This is a genomic window from Microcoleus sp. B7-D4 (assembly GCF_036705125.1).
Lineage (GTDB): Bacteria > Cyanobacteriota > Cyanobacteriia > Cyanobacteriales > Microcoleaceae > Microcoleus.
This window is the reverse complement of record NZ_JAUBTT010000095.1, coordinates 1-16,651: the sequence shown is the minus strand read 5'-3', so window position 1 is coordinate 16,651 and position 16,651 is coordinate 1. Positions and strand designations below refer to the sequence as shown.

Annotated in this window: 11 protein-coding genes; 3 read left to right on the top strand and 8 right to left on the bottom strand. The window is 44.3% G+C overall.

Annotation, left to right across the window (positions count from 1 at the left end):
* Nucleotides 1-479 precede the first annotated feature (479 nt).
* Complete coding sequence (locus tag QUB12_RS29485; protein ID WP_333144635.1) at nt 480-2,795, top strand: cation:proton antiporter domain-containing protein; 2,316 nt, start codon at nt 480-482, stop codon at nt 2,793-2,795.
* Nucleotides 2,796-3,038: 243 nt separating this feature from the next.
* On the opposite strand, the gene QUB12_RS29480 is transcribed toward QUB12_RS29485, so the two are convergent.
* On the bottom strand, nt 3,039-3,251 hold the full coding sequence (locus tag QUB12_RS29480; RefSeq protein WP_333309614.1) for an Hfq-related RNA-binding protein: 213 nt from the start codon (nt 3,249-3,251) through the stop codon (nt 3,039-3,041).
* Between the two features lie 312 nt (nt 3,252-3,563).
* Between QUB12_RS29480 and dapF the strand changes: the two genes are divergently transcribed.
* Both dapF and QUB12_RS29470 read left to right on the top strand, forming a co-directional pair.
* Nucleotides 3,564-4,406: a diaminopimelate epimerase gene (dapF, locus tag QUB12_RS29475; RefSeq protein WP_333309611.1), complete on the top strand. Its 843-nt coding sequence runs from the start codon at nt 3,564-3,566 to the stop codon at nt 4,404-4,406.
* A 358-nt stretch (nt 4,407-4,764) separates the two neighbouring features.
* Nucleotides 4,765-5,907, top strand: coding sequence for a hypothetical protein (locus QUB12_RS29470; protein ID WP_333309608.1), 1,143 nt, complete (start codon nt 4,765-4,767; stop codon nt 5,905-5,907).
* A gap of 356 nt (nt 5,908-6,263) precedes the next feature.
* On the opposite strand, the gene QUB12_RS29465 is transcribed toward QUB12_RS29470, so the two are convergent.
* From QUB12_RS29465 to QUB12_RS29435, 7 genes are all read right to left on the bottom strand, one after another.
* Nucleotides 6,264-7,598, bottom strand: a complete 1,335-nt coding sequence (locus tag QUB12_RS29465) for a hypothetical protein (protein ID WP_333144631.1) — start codon at nt 7,596-7,598, stop codon at nt 6,264-6,266.
* Nucleotides 7,599-7,613: 15 nt separating this feature from the next.
* Nucleotides 7,614-8,159: a hypothetical protein gene (locus tag QUB12_RS29460; RefSeq protein ID WP_333144630.1), complete on the bottom strand. Its 546-nt coding sequence runs from the start codon at nt 8,157-8,159 to the stop codon at nt 7,614-7,616.
* A gap of 38 nt (nt 8,160-8,197) precedes the next feature.
* Nucleotides 8,198-10,690 carry a dynamin family protein gene (locus QUB12_RS29455; protein ID WP_333144629.1) on the bottom strand — a complete coding sequence of 831 codons (2,493 nt, stop codon included), beginning with the start codon at nt 10,688-10,690 and terminating at the stop codon, nt 8,198-8,200.
* A 396-nt stretch (nt 10,691-11,086) separates the two neighbouring features.
* Nucleotides 11,087-12,271, bottom strand: a complete 1,185-nt coding sequence (locus tag QUB12_RS29450) for an aspartate aminotransferase (RefSeq protein ID WP_190739684.1) — start codon at nt 12,269-12,271, stop codon at nt 11,087-11,089.
* Between the two features lie 99 nt (nt 12,272-12,370).
* A complete protein-coding gene (locus tag QUB12_RS29445; protein ID WP_333144628.1) occupies nt 12,371-13,516 on the bottom strand; it encodes an iron-containing alcohol dehydrogenase family protein in 1,146 nt (381 codons plus the stop codon).
* Nucleotides 13,517-13,814: 298 nt separating this feature from the next.
* Nucleotides 13,815-14,234 carry a DUF2281 domain-containing protein gene (locus tag QUB12_RS29440; RefSeq protein WP_333144627.1) on the bottom strand — a complete coding sequence of 140 codons (420 nt, stop codon included), beginning with the start codon at nt 14,232-14,234 and terminating at the stop codon, nt 13,815-13,817.
* A 105-nt stretch (nt 14,235-14,339) separates the two neighbouring features.
* Entirely contained in the window at nt 14,340-16,460 is a 2,121-nt protein-coding gene (locus QUB12_RS29435) for a WD40 domain-containing protein (RefSeq protein WP_333144626.1), read from the bottom strand.
* Between the last annotated feature and the right edge of the window lie 191 nt (nt 16,461-16,651).

Genomic DNA, 16,651 nt, shown 5'->3' with positions numbered 1-16,651 from the left:
AAAACCTAAATCTTTATTGTTAGCAAAACCGGGGATTACTAGAAAAAAACACAAAAGTGCCTGAGTAATTATCCAGCATATTGGGTAAATCCGCAAGCAGGGCTTGAACAAATAAAAACTATTTTAACTAATCCTTTTTACCGATCGCATATCTGTGAACCTACACCATGATAAAACCGCTCAATACAAAAAAGTAATCAACACCGCTCCACCCTGCCTGAAATAAATTAAAAAAAGTAACTTGATTTTATCTCTCGGCGCTCATCTCGTTGAGGTGAAACATTACCACTAATACAGTCGCAATCCCTCGATAAACTTGCAAGAGGTTAAGCTTTTTGTGAGGAGTTGAACTCTGTGCCATGAGAAAATACCTGGGTCAAGGGTGGTCGTTGTCCTTGCTCCCCAACTACAGTCAACCCACTAAACATAGTCAACACATTAGACACTATAATATAACTTTATACTTTTTTCATAAACTTGTGCAAGAAGACTTCCGACTGATCGTTGACTTAGTTCTAGTTCTCGCTGCTGCCGCAGCAGGAGGACTCTTTGCATCGCTCTTGCGACAGCCGGTAATTCTCGGCTACCTCCTGGGAGGGATCGTAGTTGGGCCGGCCGGTTTGGGGCTGATTAAAGAATTAATTCAGGTAGACACCCTGGCTGAATTCGGGGTTGCCTTTCTGTTATTTGCCTTGGGAGTGGAATTTTCTTTCGCCGAACTCCAGAAAGTAAAAGCCATTAGTTTGGGCGGGGGGGGCTTGCAAATTGTGCTGACGATCGCCATTACTACTGCAATTTCCTTGGCTGTAGGCTGGGTAGAATCGCCTGCTCAAGGCGTGTTTTTAGGATCGATTCTGTCGCTTTCCTCGACCGCAGTTGTACTCAAGTGCTTGATGGAACGCAATGAATCCGGTACTTCCCACGGTCAAGTCATGCTGGGAATATTAGTAGTTCAAGATTTGGCTTTGGGGCTAATGTTAGCAGTTTTGCCGGCACTCAATCAGCCAGCAGAAGCGATCGGCATGACGGTAGCGTGGGCCCTGCTGCGGATCGGGTTATTTGCTGTCGGTGCTGTAGTCGCCGGCATTTGGATGGTACCGCAATTGCTGCGATACCTCGCGCAAACAGAAAGCCGGGAACTGTTTTTGCTGGGAGTTGTGGTTTTGGCTTTAGGGATTGCGCTACTGACAGAATATTTGGGTTTTTCGATCGAGATGGGCGCATTTGTAGCGGGTTTAATGATTTCGGAGGTGGAATATGCCGACCAAACTCTAACTTATGTCGAGCCTTTGCGAGATATTTTTGCATCCTTATTTTTTGTCACCATCGGAATGTTAATCGACCCGATGTTTCTGTGGAACCATCTAGAAGTAATTCTGGGACTGGTATTTATAGTATTTGTCGGCAAATTCTTGATTATAACGCCGATCGTCCGACTATTTGGCTATCCGCTAAAAACAGCATTAATCGCAGGTTTGGGCTTAGCTCAAATAGGAGAATTCTCCTTTGTACTCGCTAGTGCCGGCCAAGCTATGGGGCTGGTTTCGCGCAACGTTTACCTGTTAATTTTAGGCACGACAGCAGTCACCCTCGTGCTGACTCCGTTTGTGTTGAGAAGCGTGCCACAGTTATTGAAATGGGCGGAAAATTTCGGGCCTTTGCAGCGCTATTTTGACGAAACATCTCAACCTGTGGCAATAGCTGAAACTTTGCCGGAACAAAATTATGTTGTGGTTTGCGGCTACGGGCGAGTCGGCCGAATTTTAGTCAAAATGCTGCAAAGCCGCAACTGTTCAGTTGTGGTGATCGACGAGTCAGAAAGTAGTATTCAAGACTGCAGAGTGCAAGGAATTCCTTACATTTACGGGAATGCTGCCAGCTTGCACGTATTGGAAGCCGCGCGGGTGGAACGGGCAAAAGCAATGGCGATCGCCCTTCCCGATCCTATGAGCACTCGCTTGTGTCTGAAGCGGGCTTTAGAATTAGTCCCGGATTTGGATATTGTGGTGCAGGCCAACCAAGATAAAGACATCGAACTACTTTACCAACTGGGGGCCTGGGAAGTTGTGCAGCCGGAGTTTGAGGCCAGTTTAGAACTGTCTTCCCACTTGCTGGCTGGCATGGGGCTCTCCGCAATGGCGATCGCGCGGGATGTGCAGCAAATTCGCAGCAGCCGCTATCTGGAATTGCGGCCACCGCGCGAACCTTTGGCTGTTTCGCGGGATTTGAAAGTGGCGGTTCGAGATATGAACAGCGAGTGGTACAGCTTGCCGTCAGGTTCTCCCATCGCCAGCATGACTCTGGAAGAAACTAACTTGCGGCAGTTGACAGGGGTCAGCGTAATGGCGATCGTCCGCGAAGATGGCGAGGAAATTGATTATCCTAACGGGAAGACAGCTTTGCAGTCGGGCGATCGACTTTTTGTAGTCGGAGAACCGGAAGAACTCATCAGTTTTGAGTTGCTGGCGAAAGGGGAAGTTGCAGTGCCGCAAGGCGACAGTTCTTGCCAGTGGCTGAGGCTACCAGCAAAGAGCCCTTGGGCGGGCAAAAAACTGTCAGAGGTAGATTTGCTGACCCAGTACGGGGTGCAGGTGCGGGCGATCCGCCGGGAAGGGAAATTTACTCGCTGGCCCGACGGAACTACGAATTTGCAAGAAGGCGATCGTTTGCTGCTGTGCGGCGGCTTCTACGAGCTCGGCTTGATGCAGCGGACGGCCTCACCGCCTGTGCCGCAACCTGCTTTAAAGCTGCCTTTTGTAACAGCCCAAGTCAGCGAAAAGCTGTTTAGCGATTAGGGAAGTTCGGCAACGGATTCTGTAACGGATGTAACGGATGTAACGGATGTAACGGAGGTCAGGAAGACCGAAGTTGGAAGAGGTTCGAGGGAAGAGGGAAGATTTTTCCACTCTCCCCCTCTTCCACTCTCCCCCTCTCCCACTCTCCCCCTCTCCCACTCTCCCCCTCTTCCACTCTCCCCCTCTCCCACTCTCCCCCTCTCCACTCTCCCCCTCTCCCACTCTCCCACTCTCCCCCTCTCCTTAGCCGTTGGGTTTGAGATAAGCAATTGCTGGCCGCGAGATCAGAATTTGTGTTTCTGAGGGATCGAGGACGCAAATGCAGCTATTATCCTGCCAAAAAATTCTGCCCGCTACTAAGTCGCCGGTCAGGAGTTTGATCTCCACCTGTTTTTTGTCTTTGATGTAGCTTTGTATTAAGCGAACGCTGGGCAATCCGGTTTCAAATTCAGACATAGTTCAGAAAAATATAGTCAAATATTACCTTAAACCATATTCTTCTGTTTATACCGTTTAACCCATACTGCCGCAACTACAAGCGCGTCTACCGGATGAGGGATAAACAAGTTGGCGGCTAGTTTTCGACCGATATTCATTGAGGGATTGACATCAGCATTAATTAGATATCCCTGTGGAGTTATAAATATTATATTTGTTTATATTTCACTAGAAAGGACTATAAATTGCAGAAAGTTTTATAATACTGGGAAATGGGTAATTTGGTCAGCAAATTATCTAACCAGTTTTAACCAAAAGAGGTTTGTTTTTATGCCGATCGAGTTTGCGAAGTATCACGGACTGGGAAATGATTTTATTCTGATTGACAACCGTCACTCGTCAGAACCGGTGATCACGCCAGAACAAGCTGTGGATTTGTGCGATCGACATTTCGGGATTGGCGCAGACGGTGTGATATTTGCTCTTCCGGGTCAAAACGACACTGACTATACAATGCGGATTTTTAACTCCGACGGTTCGGAACCGGAAATGTGCGGCAACGGGATTCGCTGTTTGGCTAAGTTTATCGCGGATTTGGACGGGTCAGAGGCGAAAACTCAGTACCGCATCCACACTCTGGCTGGTGTGATTAGCCCGGAATTGCGATCTGACGGTCAGGTTAAGGTGGATATGGGACTTCCCCGGCTGCTGGCTGCGGAAATTCCGACAACTTTGGCTGCAGCGGATGCCAAAGTTATTGATGTGCCGATCGAAGTTGCTGATAAATCTTGGTCTGTTACCTGCGTCAGCATGGGCAATCCTCACTGCATTACTTTTGTAGAGGATGTTGCGGCTGTTGCTTTAGAAACTGTCGGGCCTCAATTCGAGCACAACAAAGCCTTCCCGCAGCGTACCAATACGGAATTTATTCAAGTGGTACGTTCAGACTACGTAAAAATGCGGGTGTGGGAAAGAGGCGCGGGTGTTACTCTAGCTTGTGGGACTGGTGCTTGTGCTGCTGTGGTAGCTGGAGTGTTGGTAGGAAAGTGCGATCGGGCAACTGCTGTTGAGCTCCCCGGCGGCGTTTTGGAAATCGAATGGGCAGAAGTTTCTGGGCGGATTTACATGACCGGGCCGGCACAGCGAGTATTTACTGGTTGTATTAGTCATTAGTCATTAGTCATTAGTTATTAGTCATCAGTCATTAGTCAGAAGGAATTTTTTGTTTAATTAACAACCAATAAAAATTATTGAATTCAAAATTTTTATTGCATTCTGACCAATGCCTTCCGCCTTCACAAATCATATCATGTCCGGTTGAGCGACCGCGATTTTTGTAGGGGCCCGTGAGCCAACAATACCTGCCAATAATTGACAATCTCAAAAACCCGCCCCGACGGGGATATTATGGTTAATTGATCGGACATGATATTATTGGCTGCGGACTGAAGACTGAAGACTAATAACTCAGCCTGAAATCTAAAATCTAAAATCTAAAATCTAAAATCTAAAATTAAGTAGGTGGGCTGGCATGGCTGGAGGTATTTATCTGATTCAGGACGACGACAGGCTGGTAGAAATGATGGAACAGCCCTACGACTCGGAAGACCAGTTACAAGAGTTGCTAGTAACTTATCCTAATTTGATCGCGGGAGACCAAATCGATCGGGCGACGGCGCGGAGGTGGCTGTTAATTTCGCGGGAAGCTGCACCCAGCGATGAGGAAACAGCGGTGCAGTGGTCGCTGGATCATTTGTTTCTCGACCAAAATGCAGTTCCTACTTTGGTGGATGTCAGGCGAACTCCTAATGCCGAACTGCGGCAAAAAGTTTTGGGCCAGTCGATCGACTATGCTGCTAATGCGTTGGTTTACTGGCCTGTCGATTCAATTATTGCTCTGTTTGAAGCTAATTGTCGCGATCGGGGTCGCGATCCTGAACAGATTTTTGAAGAGTTTCTCGGTGCAAATGCTAATGAAGACCTATTTTGGCAGAAGGTTAAAACTAATTTGCAAGCGGGTAAAGTTCGCTTAGTGTTTGTAGCTGACGAGATTTCCGCTGAAATGCGCCGAGTTGTGGAATTTCTCAACGAACAAATGGACCCGGTTGAAGTTTTGGCCCTGGAAATTAAGCAGTATGTAAGTGAAGACGGTTTGAAAACGCTGGTTCCCAGAGTGATCGGTCAGACAGCGGAAGCACAGCAGAAAAAATCCAGCGCAACGCGCGAAAGAAGGCGCTGGGATGAATCTTCATTTTTTGCGGAAATCAAAGCTAGACGAGGCGCGGACGAGGCGCAAATGGCAAGAGCAATTTACGTTTGGGCGAAAAGTCAAGAACCTGAAGTTCAAATCCATTGGGGAACGGGGGATGCCTACGGCGGTTTCGCGGCTCAATTGCCTCAAAGGGGAAGAAAACCCTATCAGTTATTCACTGTAGATATTGCTGGCAGAATGGAGATTTCTGCTGACAATTACGGTTCCCAGCCGCCGTTTAATGCGGAACACAATTGGCTGGAATTGAGAAGTAAACTGAGTTCGATCGGTCTGTCGCTACCTATAGAACCGGGCGAGAGAAGGTCGCCGAGTCTGGCTTTGTTTACTTTGCAAGACGAATCTGCACTGAAGCAAGTTATGGAAACTTTTGATTGGGTGATTGAGCAAATTCAAACGTTATAGTTACACTCAGAGATGATAGAAACGGAGGACACGGCAGTGCCGTTTCCCTACCCCCATTAATTGTAGGAAAACGGTACTGCCCATTAGTGTAAACTTAACGTAAAACCGATAGTCCGGCAAGGGTTGAAACCCCTGCCTCAAAGCGAAAGTCCTCTCAAAGAGGACTAATGAGTTTTTCAGTCCTCTTTGAGAGGACTTTCGCTATTAGACAGGGAATTCATTCCCTGGCGGAGTGCTGGGTGGGCGGGATGACTGGCGCACAAAAAGCTTAAGTTGACACTTATGAGCCCTGCCGTGTCCTGATTGTGGGTAATATTAATTCCGAGGCTACCGGATTTGATATAACGCACCCTACCCTATGTGCTGGGTAGTATGTATATGCCCGGTTCAGTGTCTGGCCCAGGCAGAATTTCACGGCTGCTTTTAACACCTCTACTTTCGCACAGATTTGCAAACGATTCTAAACCTTCTAATCTTGCTGAAAGTTCACTCAACCCATCCAAATATTCAGCTACGGCAATTTGGCGATGTGTCCATGCTCGATCAAATTTAGCAGAACTATAGGACATTTCAAACTCTACATCAACATAATTTTTTTTGCCTCGGATTTGGTCAGGAGATAAAGTGCGATCGCTTGGTGATATTTCCGTAATTCGTTCTACTCGTTCTGAGGTAATATGGTTCTTAAACCGAGAATTAGTAAAGCGATAAGCAGTAGATAGATAAGTGTTTTCATCATTGATTAGTGCCTTCCCCCATCTTTCGGCGACTTGTTTAAATTGGGGGATTTGTAACGCCAGTAATTCTTTAGCTTCTTGATGTTTCCCTATTTCTAAGAGAAGATTGGCTTCTGTTGCTACGGCTACAGCCCAACCTTGAATAGAAACATCAGCATTAAGCATAATTTCAGCATCTAATTCTGGGGTAGCTTGCATTGCTTGATTACTGAGAAATAATCCCACACGGGAAGCTGTTTTAATGGCCGATCTCGGTGATTCATCAGGAAAACGAGAGCGCTCGTCAAGTTCAGCTTTTAAAGCTGCAATTTCTTTAATTAGCATGGCTTGATGAAGATGGGAAATAGCTTTAGCAAGGCTTTTTTGCTTTTGGCGGCTGTCTTCTACCAATAAATACAGATATGCCAATTGTTCAGAGATAATATATAAGCGATTATCAACCCGATTTAACCTATATTCAACTCGATTAAATCCTTCTTCCATGCGATTATCAATCCGATTTAAACCCGATTCAACACGGTTAAAGCCTTCTTCCATTGACTGTTGAATGTGACCTAAAGTTTTTTGTACTTGGTGCAGTTTGTAGCCCATATAGGCAAAGCCAGCAATACTGACACCAAGGTTTAAAACACTTGCGCCCGCAGCAATTTGACTTAGCCCCATCACTGAGGATAAGGTTTTTTCAATACCGATTAATTTACTCTCGACACCTATTAATTTATGATAGCTAAGCCCATGACCAATAACATCAATTCCTGCCACAATGGGAGAAAAGGGAACAGTCATCAGTTTGCTAGTCAGTCCGGGAGTTTCGGCTAAATGGCGGACAATTTGACCACCATTTACAGTTCCCGCAGCCCATCTAATAACGCTTCCATAGCGTTGCATTGAACCATTAAGTAAACCTTTGATAATTTCGGGATTGTTAACTAAGAGAGTGGTATCAATTAACATTTTAATTGCTCCTATTTAGCGATTGTAAACTTCAAGCTTTTCGTAGGCTTCCATTTGGAATCTATCAGACACTTTAACCTCAACTGCTAAACCAGCTAAGTTACGAAACGCATCATGTCTATCAAGTTGATTGACTTTAGGCTTAAATCCTTCGTCATCTTGCTTCAGTTTAATCTCAACTAAGTAAATATCATATTCTGATTCTGCTCCTTTGGCGACTGAATACTTATTGATATCAGGTTTTTGCAGAGAAAGTTCAGTGTCAGATCCTAGCCATAAATATCTAGTAATTTGGTAAAGTTGTTCTCCCTCACTAACATCAATATGCTTTTTGTCTTTTAGCGATTCAAGGAACTCTGCTTGTGAGGCAGAAATAACTAAAACTAAAACTAAAGATTGTTTAGCATTTTCCTGCACTACAGCATTTTTATCTGGCGGAGGTGGAGGATTAATAACAAATTCTCCAGGTTTTCTATCAGTTGGCGGTTGTGGTTCCTCTTGTTGCTTCTTGAGACAAAGTGCTCCTACTATCAAGAAAAAAAATACTACTAAAGGGTCCATTTTTCAACTCCTAAATTTCATTATGTTTAAAACTTGCTTCACTGACGAATAATCTCTTGTAGCTTTTGATAAACTCCTGTTGCATGATCTTTTTTAACTTCAAAGTCACGCCAGAACTGTTTTTCTTGCTCAAAATTGCCCTCAATAATACTTGATTGTTGCTGCAAAGCGCGTTCAGCTAGATTGGTAATCTCATCAACGGATTCTTCAAAGTTACTGCTAACATCATCTAACCGTTTGGAAATCCACTCAAACAAAATATCCCACAAACGTTTTTTCCCTTTCTCAATTCCACTTGACCATTGTTTTGCCATTAAGTCGGGAGAAGGAAGGAAAAGTTCAACATACTCGATATCTTCATAAATATTCCGAGTTACAGCTTCTTGGTATTCACGGGTTACAGGTCGTGTTTTTGTGCTAGAGAAACAAGAGCCATCCCTATAGCTTTCATATTCTGTTTTTCTGCGAGTTTCATTTACTTCTTCCTTACCAACTTCTTCTTTTTCTGTGGTTCGCTTTTTTTCTATAGCTTCTGGAAGTTCAAAAAACTTCTCAGGTAAAGTTGGCAAGTTTTGAGCTAACTTTTTGCGTAAATTACTGATGGCTGCTTGTTCAATATTAATCGAAGAAAAAACTTCCTCTGACAAACAAACTTTTAGTTTCTTAACTAGCTCATTAGATGGCTTCTCAACTAATGATTGTAAAGCTTGTTCAATTTTTTGAGCTTTTCCTTGCAATAAAAACTCTGCTCTTTTGGATATAGCTTTTCTCATGCTGTGATATAGCAACAGAGTATAGCGTTCATCATGTTCAATTTCTTTTGTTCCATGATTATCATCAGCCCGTACACGCTTAACTAAGTATTCTGACTTAGGAGAAAACTTACTGAGTCTTCGACTAACATTATCATAGGCTTTAGAAATATCCTCAGCTAATGAAGGTAATGTGATTTCCCCTAGTTTATCTCTGAGTTCAAAAGCTCCTTGATTATTTTTAAACGCATCGCGAACTGGAACAATTAGAGATGTGGTTAAATCTCCTTCTACCTCATTGACAGCACCAAATAGCCGAGAAAAGCTATCATCAAACCCTTTTATGTTAGCAATTTTTTTAGCCTCAATATGATCTTCAGGAGCTATTTTTAAGAGTTCTATTATTGCCTTAATATCGCCATGAAATTCTTTTTTACAAATTTTGATATTTTTATGAAATTCTTGACGAATTTTAGCAATGTTATCTCTTTCTTGTTTAACCTGTTCTTTATTGTTAATTTTTCGGGTTTGAATCAAAATATCAAGAGATTGTGCCAAAGCATTGTAATTGTCGAATACTTCCAACAATGCAGGAAGTATTACCAATTCAGCAAATGATTCTTGAACCCGCACACGGAAACGATCCCAAAGTTCTCTACCTCCACTCCATTCTAAAGAATAGTGGAGAATTTGCCGCATGGTTTCATCATCAATAATCTCATTCTCGTCTATCCGGTCTTCAAGATCGCGGAACCAATTCTTTAAATCTCGATTCTCTTTAGTATTTGATTTAATAACTCCTGCACAGTCTTGAAACATAGCCTTAAGGAGTTTTAAGCGTATCTCCTGACTCATCAATGACGGTTGGTTAAAAGCTCCTGAACCCCAAGCACACTGAGCATAATATAAAAGACGAGCATTAAAAGGCAGAACATCAGGGAGTTCTGGAAGCGATAAGACCTCTTTAATTTCTTCTCTTAACTTATCAATCCGCTCTGATAGAGGTAAATCATCTGCTCCTCGGTTATCGACCCGATTTAAGATAAAAATCATCGAATCTGTGCGACCTTGTAGATATTCGACAACTTTCTTTAATTCTTCTAATAAGCGTTTTCTGTGTTCATCATCTACCTGCATATAGTCTAAAGCCACTAAACTAAAAGCTTTATTAACTTGCTTTTGGATAGTTGCTAAGTTAGCCCGGTCTTGAACTGATTTTAATCCCGGTAAATCAATCAATTCAACTCCGATTCCGTTGGGTAAACCCAGTAAAGAAGCATCACAAGCAGGTAAAAGAGGAACATGAGCTGTTATTTGTGGCGCAACATACTCACGCTTTTTCCGCGCCGCGTGATAGGAGTGCATCACGGTGCGAATTCGCTGGTATAAATCCTCATCGCTTAATCCCGTCCATTCACCAGCATCCCAAGCAGCATCTTCCGTTTCTGCAATCATTAATCTCTGTTCTTGAGAATGTTTGATGGTTAATACACCCCCACTCATTTCTCCGGCTTCAATCGGTGCGATTTTTCGACCAATCAGCGCGTTAACAATCGTTGACTTTCCAGAGGAAGTTGTGCCCAGAGTAGCAATCCGAAAACTAGGATTTTCTAGGCGTTGGACGGCTTCTTGATAAACAGTTAAAAAATCCTGTAGGCAAGATTGAATCCCCGGATCAGCAAAAACATCCGGGGACGAGTTGACTAAGCTAGAGACTGAGTTGCCTAATTCTTGTAAAAGGTTGCGCGTGTTGTTTAACTTAGATTCAATTACAGGCATGGCAAAAATGCTTCCTTAATGATCTTTGTTAAGTATAACTAAGGAGACACGGCATCGCACCTCGTACATCCACGGATGTTTTAAACCTTGCCACAAAATAAAGAGTCACTCTTAAATCAACTTGTAGAGTGCCTCGGAGATTGATTATTTCGATTTATAACAGGTTTATTCTGCTCTGGGGCATCCTACGCACCTTGCTGTCCCGCACCTTGCGTTATATTTTTCGGGCGGGCGGGACACCCCACAATAATTCCATCAAACTTGACTGTACAATTTATATGCGCCTGAGCTTGTTAATCTCATTATTATGTTTAGGGGATAATGGGTGTCACCATCAACATAATAATGAGTTGATGCAGAGTGAGCGGCCGATCGCCAATTACCAATAACCAATGACTATTGATAGCGAATGTTTGCTTGTTTTAAGCGCCGCAATGCTTCTCCCAGTCGATCGCAATCTGCAATTAAACTAATTCTCACATATCCTTCGCCGCCCGGCCCAAAAGCATTGCCAGGAGTCACCACAACACCCGTTTGCTGCAAAACATTCAGGGCAAAATCAGTAGAACTCATGCCCGGAGTGCAGGGAACCCAAAGATACATTGCAGCCAGAGGTTTAGGAATATTCCACCCTAATTCTGCCAATCCTTCCACCATGAAATCCCGGCGAGTCCTGTAACGATTCTGCACTTCGTGCAAGTAACTATCCGGCAATTGCAGTGCTGTTTCTGCTGCTGTTTGCAATGCGGAAAATATACCGTAATCTAGGTTGGTTTTTAATGTCCGCAAACCTTGAATAATTTTGCTATTTCCTACTACAAAACCGACTCGCCAGCCGGCCATATTGTAGGTTTTGGACATAGTATGAAATTCGACACCGATTTCTTTACCGCCGGGAATTTCTAATAAACTTGTCGGTTGATAGCCGTCAAAGGCTAATTCCGCATAACACAAGTCGTGAACCAGCAAGATTTGATGTTTGTGTGCGAAAGCCACAATATCTTTGTAAAATTCGCGGGGTGCTGTTGCTCCAGTCGGATTGCTGGGATAATTGAAATAGAGTATTTTGGCTTGTTCGGCTACGCTGTCGGGAATGTCGGCTAAGTCAATTACCCAGTCATTTTCTGGTTTGAGAATGATGTTGTGAACTTTTGCACCGGCGATGATTGGGCCGCGAAATAATACGGGATAAGCAGGACTTGGTACTAATATTAAGTCCCCTGGATTGATATAGGCGATCGCAAAATGTGCTAAACCTTCTTTAGAACCCAACAAAGGCAATGCTTCGCTTTCTGGATCGAGTTCAACGTTGTAGCGGCGGCTGTACCATTTAGTAATAGTACGGCGGAAACTGGCAGTTCCTTCAAAGGGTGGATAGCCGTGATTGGCAGAATTTTGGATGGCTGCGACAGCCGCTTCTACTACTGGTTGAGGAGTGGCACCGTCGGGGTTTCCCATTCCTAAGTCTATTAAATCGAGTCCTTGTTCGCGGGCGCGGGCTTTGAGTTCATCGAGACGGGCAAATACGTAGGGCGGTAGTTTTTGCAACCTGTCAGCAGGGGTAATCCAATCCAAGGTCATTTATTTTTTGTCAGTTGTCAGTTTTCCTGGTTTGTAGTAAGGACTTTCGTCCTTGCTAGCACAGCCTTTTCAGGACTTTAGTCCTTACTACAAACTGTTTTAATTCTTAATCTTTAATTCTCCCACAGGTGCGGTGGTAGAAACCATCGCTGCCATTAATTGTTGGGGAACAACTTTAAAAGGCAGTCGGTGGATGTCGGAATTCGGATTGCAGGCGATATCGGCGGCGCGCTGCAATTCTGTGATGGTAATGTCTCCGAGTCCTAGGTTGTCTAAAGTTTGGGGCAATCCAATTTCGGCGTAGAATTTTAGCAGTTGCTGTCTGGCGCTAGCGGCGAGTTGATTGTTTTGCAGCATTTCTTCTAGTCGCAGTTGTACTAAAATGCCGTAGGCGACTTTTTCGCCGTGCAATGTGCCGTGACTTGCTAATAGATGAGTTAGGCCGTTGTGGACGGCGTGGGCGGCGACGGTGCGACATTGGGCGCCGCCAATTCCGCCGATTACTCCTGCTAGCAATACGGCTGCATCTGTGACTTCTTGCCAGGTTTCGCTACCGGGTTCTTTGAGGGCGGCGGCTGATTTTTGGAATAAAATATCGCGCAGTATTCTAGCTTGTTGGACGGCGGAAATTATCAGGGTTTGTTCGGAGTGTCCGCTGCTGACTGATGCTTCGTACCATTTGGCGATCGCATCTCCAACTCCTGCTACTAATGTCCGCTGCGGTGCGGTTTGAATTAAGCCGTAGTCGAGTATTAATAAGTCGGGACATCGGGCTAATGTGACATCGTATTGGAATGCACCTTGTTCTGAATAAATGTTAGAAAGGGCTGTCCAAGCGGCACAGGTGGCGGCTGATGTCGGTATTGTGACGATCGGGATTTTGCACTGATGGGCGACGAGTTTTGCTGCGTCTAAGGCTTTGCCGCCGCCGACACCGATGATGAAGTCGGCTTGATGGGTTTGGGCTGCCTCGCGGAGGGTTTCGAGGCTGGTTTCGCTGCAATCCTTGCCGTATGCTGTTTCGGCCGATTTTAACTGCTGCTGTTCGAGGATTGGTTGCAGGTACGGTTGGGCGGCGGCGAGGGAGTTGCTGCCGCCGACGATTAGCGGCCGCTTTCCGAAACGGGCGATCGCATCTCCGGCTTGTGCTAAGGCCGATCGACCCCGCAATACACAGGCTGGAGCAATTGTCAAGGAATAAATTGCAGTTGGGGTGGCGGTTTTAGTGCTTTGGGTTTGAGTCATCGAACCACTGGATAAGTGACGAGAAGGTTGACGCTTTGCAGGATTGCTGGATTTTCTAGGATAACTCTAACCCATGTTGGGCGATCGGGTAAGTTTTGTAAAGTTTTTATTAAGTATTGTGCGGGGTTGGGGGATGGGAGGGCGGAGTTGAGGGGAGTTGGAGAGTTGAGGGCGATCGAATTATGATTAAAATTGAGGCTTAACGTACAACTCCCAGACTTGTTTCACTGCTGCTGCATCTGGTTGAGAAATTTGCCGGGTTTTCGCTAGCAACAAAAACTTTTCCCGACAATCTAATCTAGACAAACGTACTGTAGTCATCATAAAGTCCTTCGTCTTCGGGTACGTAGCCTTTCAAAAAAGCGTCGTGGCTGCGAGTGTAACATTTCTCAATTAAATACTCCTCGCCATCGAGTACCGAAAACTCCGTTAATTCAGGATATGTCAAAAAATCTTCGGCTGTAGCAGGTATAAATGGTGCTAGTATTTTATGGCGTTCTGCTATTGGCAGGCTAGCAATTTCTCTAAGTGATAGCTTGAGACTATGTTCGGTTGTTGACGAAATATTAGACTCAGAACTTTCGCTAGGTAAGTGCTTTTTCTGTTCCGCTTTTTGCACGAGGAATTGTGCAAAGTCGAGCACTTCTTGTTGTTTCTCCGTTGGCAACTGTCGCAGATTCTCTAACACTGCTTGCTCAAAATTAATTGTTTCTGACATTTCAATTACCTTCCCTAAGCGTTTATCGGTTTATTTCTCACGCAGTCAAGTTTTGTAGTTCCATGTTGGCCAATCGCGCCATAATTTTCATCTTTCCCTTTTAGTTCACCCATCACACCGCCAAATCTTGATACTTTGATCTGAACTGCCACTAACCAGAGTGTGCCCATCCGGGCTAAAACTAACCGAATTAACCTGGGCTGAATGCCCTGTGAGAGTGCGAATTTGCTGTCCGGTTTTCAGATTCCAAAGCTTGATAGTGTTGTCTCCACTACCACTCGCAATAATTTGTCCATCCGGGCTGATGACCACGGAAAAAACAGACTCTGAATGCCCTGTGAGAGTGCGAATTTGCTGTCCGGTTTTCAGATTCCAAAGCTTGATAGTGTTGTCTCCACCACCACTCGCAATAATTTGTCCATCCGGGCTGATGACAACGGAAAAAACCGACTGTGAATGCCCTATGAGAGTGCGAATTTCCTGTCTGGTTTTCAAATTCCAAACCTTGATAGTATTGTCATAACTACCACTAACCAGAGTATTTCCATCCGGGCTAATAGCGACAGACCAAACCGAGTATGAATGCCCTATGAGAGTGCGAATTTCCTGCCCTTTTTTCAGATTCCACAGTTTGATAATATTGTCTTGACTGCCACTAGCAAGAGTTTCTCCGTCTGGACTAAAAGCAAGAGACCGAATTAAAAATGAGTGACCTTTTAGAGTGCTAATTTTTTGTCCATTTTCCAGATTCCACAGCTTAATTTGTTGGTCAGAACTTCCACTAGCTAAAATTGTTCCATTAGGGTTAATGGCAACGCAATAAACCGCACCTGAATGCCCTGAAAAAGTACGAATCAGTTCTCCTGCCTGGAGATTCCAAAGTTGGCTACAATTTCCACTGCTGTCACTAACAAAAGTGTTGCCATCTGGACTAATAACTACGGACGTAACAGGTGAAAAACCTACGCCATTAATAGTTTTTACACATTTGAAGGAGTGAGCTTTTCTAATGATTTGTTCTTCTCTTGGTTGTTGGCGTTGGGCTTCAGCTTTGACAGCTTTTTCTATTTGTTGTTGGGGTTTTGCTTTAGCTTTGGCAGTCTCTTGAGATTGACGTTCAGCCTCTACTTGCTCAATCAGCTTTTTCAACTCCTGTTCATATTGTTCTCGATGCCGCCGCTGAATATCCTGAAGAATATCAAAATAAGGTTTCACCCATTCTTCTGCCAACCCATCTTCAGCCAATTCATCCTTTAAATTAAACAACTGAGGTTCATAGCCAGGGTCAATATTGAGATAATACAAATCGGCTAAAAATCCCGCCAGCAATTTGTGAATCGCCACAATCAACTGCCGAATCATGCGGAGGGCTTTTTTCTCACTTATCCCAGATGCTAAAAGTGCATCTTTTGCCTCTTCCCAGTCAAAAGCTTTGGTAGAAAACAGGGAGACTTCCTGATTATTCAGGAATCCCCAAAAGCCGACGCGAAAAGTTACCGCATAATCGCTGATATCGCTATATAAAATTGTAGTAGGAACCGGAGATAAAATTCGCTGCAAGCGTTCCACATCAATATCACCAATCGACTCAGTGAAATAGTCGCTATAAAACTTAACCGGGCGTAAGACATCCTGTTGAGGATAATGCTGTCTGAGAAAATCTCCCACACTTCTCATCTCAATTGGCAAATCTTCACAAAAGGTTTCCGGGCATCGCTTGCTAATTTTTGGCGGTGATAGTAAGATTAAGAGGCGGTGTTGCTGCTGAAGTAAAATCTGCTTAGTTTCCTCTCGATTCAACTTAGAAAACCAAGTATCTTTATCCCAAATTGTTTGAATTTCAGCCAGCTTGATCTGAATATCCTTTGCTTGCAATTCCCGCATCAAATCCCGCTGCAAGGCTGCCAGCTTCAGTCTGTCTTGCTGTTCCTGTTCCTGCAACTCAAGGCGGCGTGCTGTTTGTGCTACTGTCAGCTTTAACAATTCGTTATCTCTGGCATCTTTCGCTTTCGCGTATTCGAGCATTTCCTGGGAATAACGCTGTTTTACTGGCTCTATCTCAGTCGAATCAGAGGATATCTGATTGGGAGCGGGAATCAGAAATTCTACCCATTGTTGAGCTTTATTGCCGAGGGTTTCTCCTAGTTTGTGACCGATATTTCGGGCGATGGGTGACAGCACTTCCGAGATTAAGGGAGCGAGAGCGAGGATGGCTTTTGCGAACATAAATGTGGGTGAGGATGCGGTTATTAATAGTGTAGCAGGATGTTAGGAGGTATAATTCGGATGGTTGCCCGATATTCTGCACTTGTTGCTTTTTAGATTTAATTTCATCATTGATAAGCTGTCAAACATCTAAACTGCATTAACTAAGTTACCTTTATTTTTTATTTTTCGGTTCCATTTCATAATTAGTC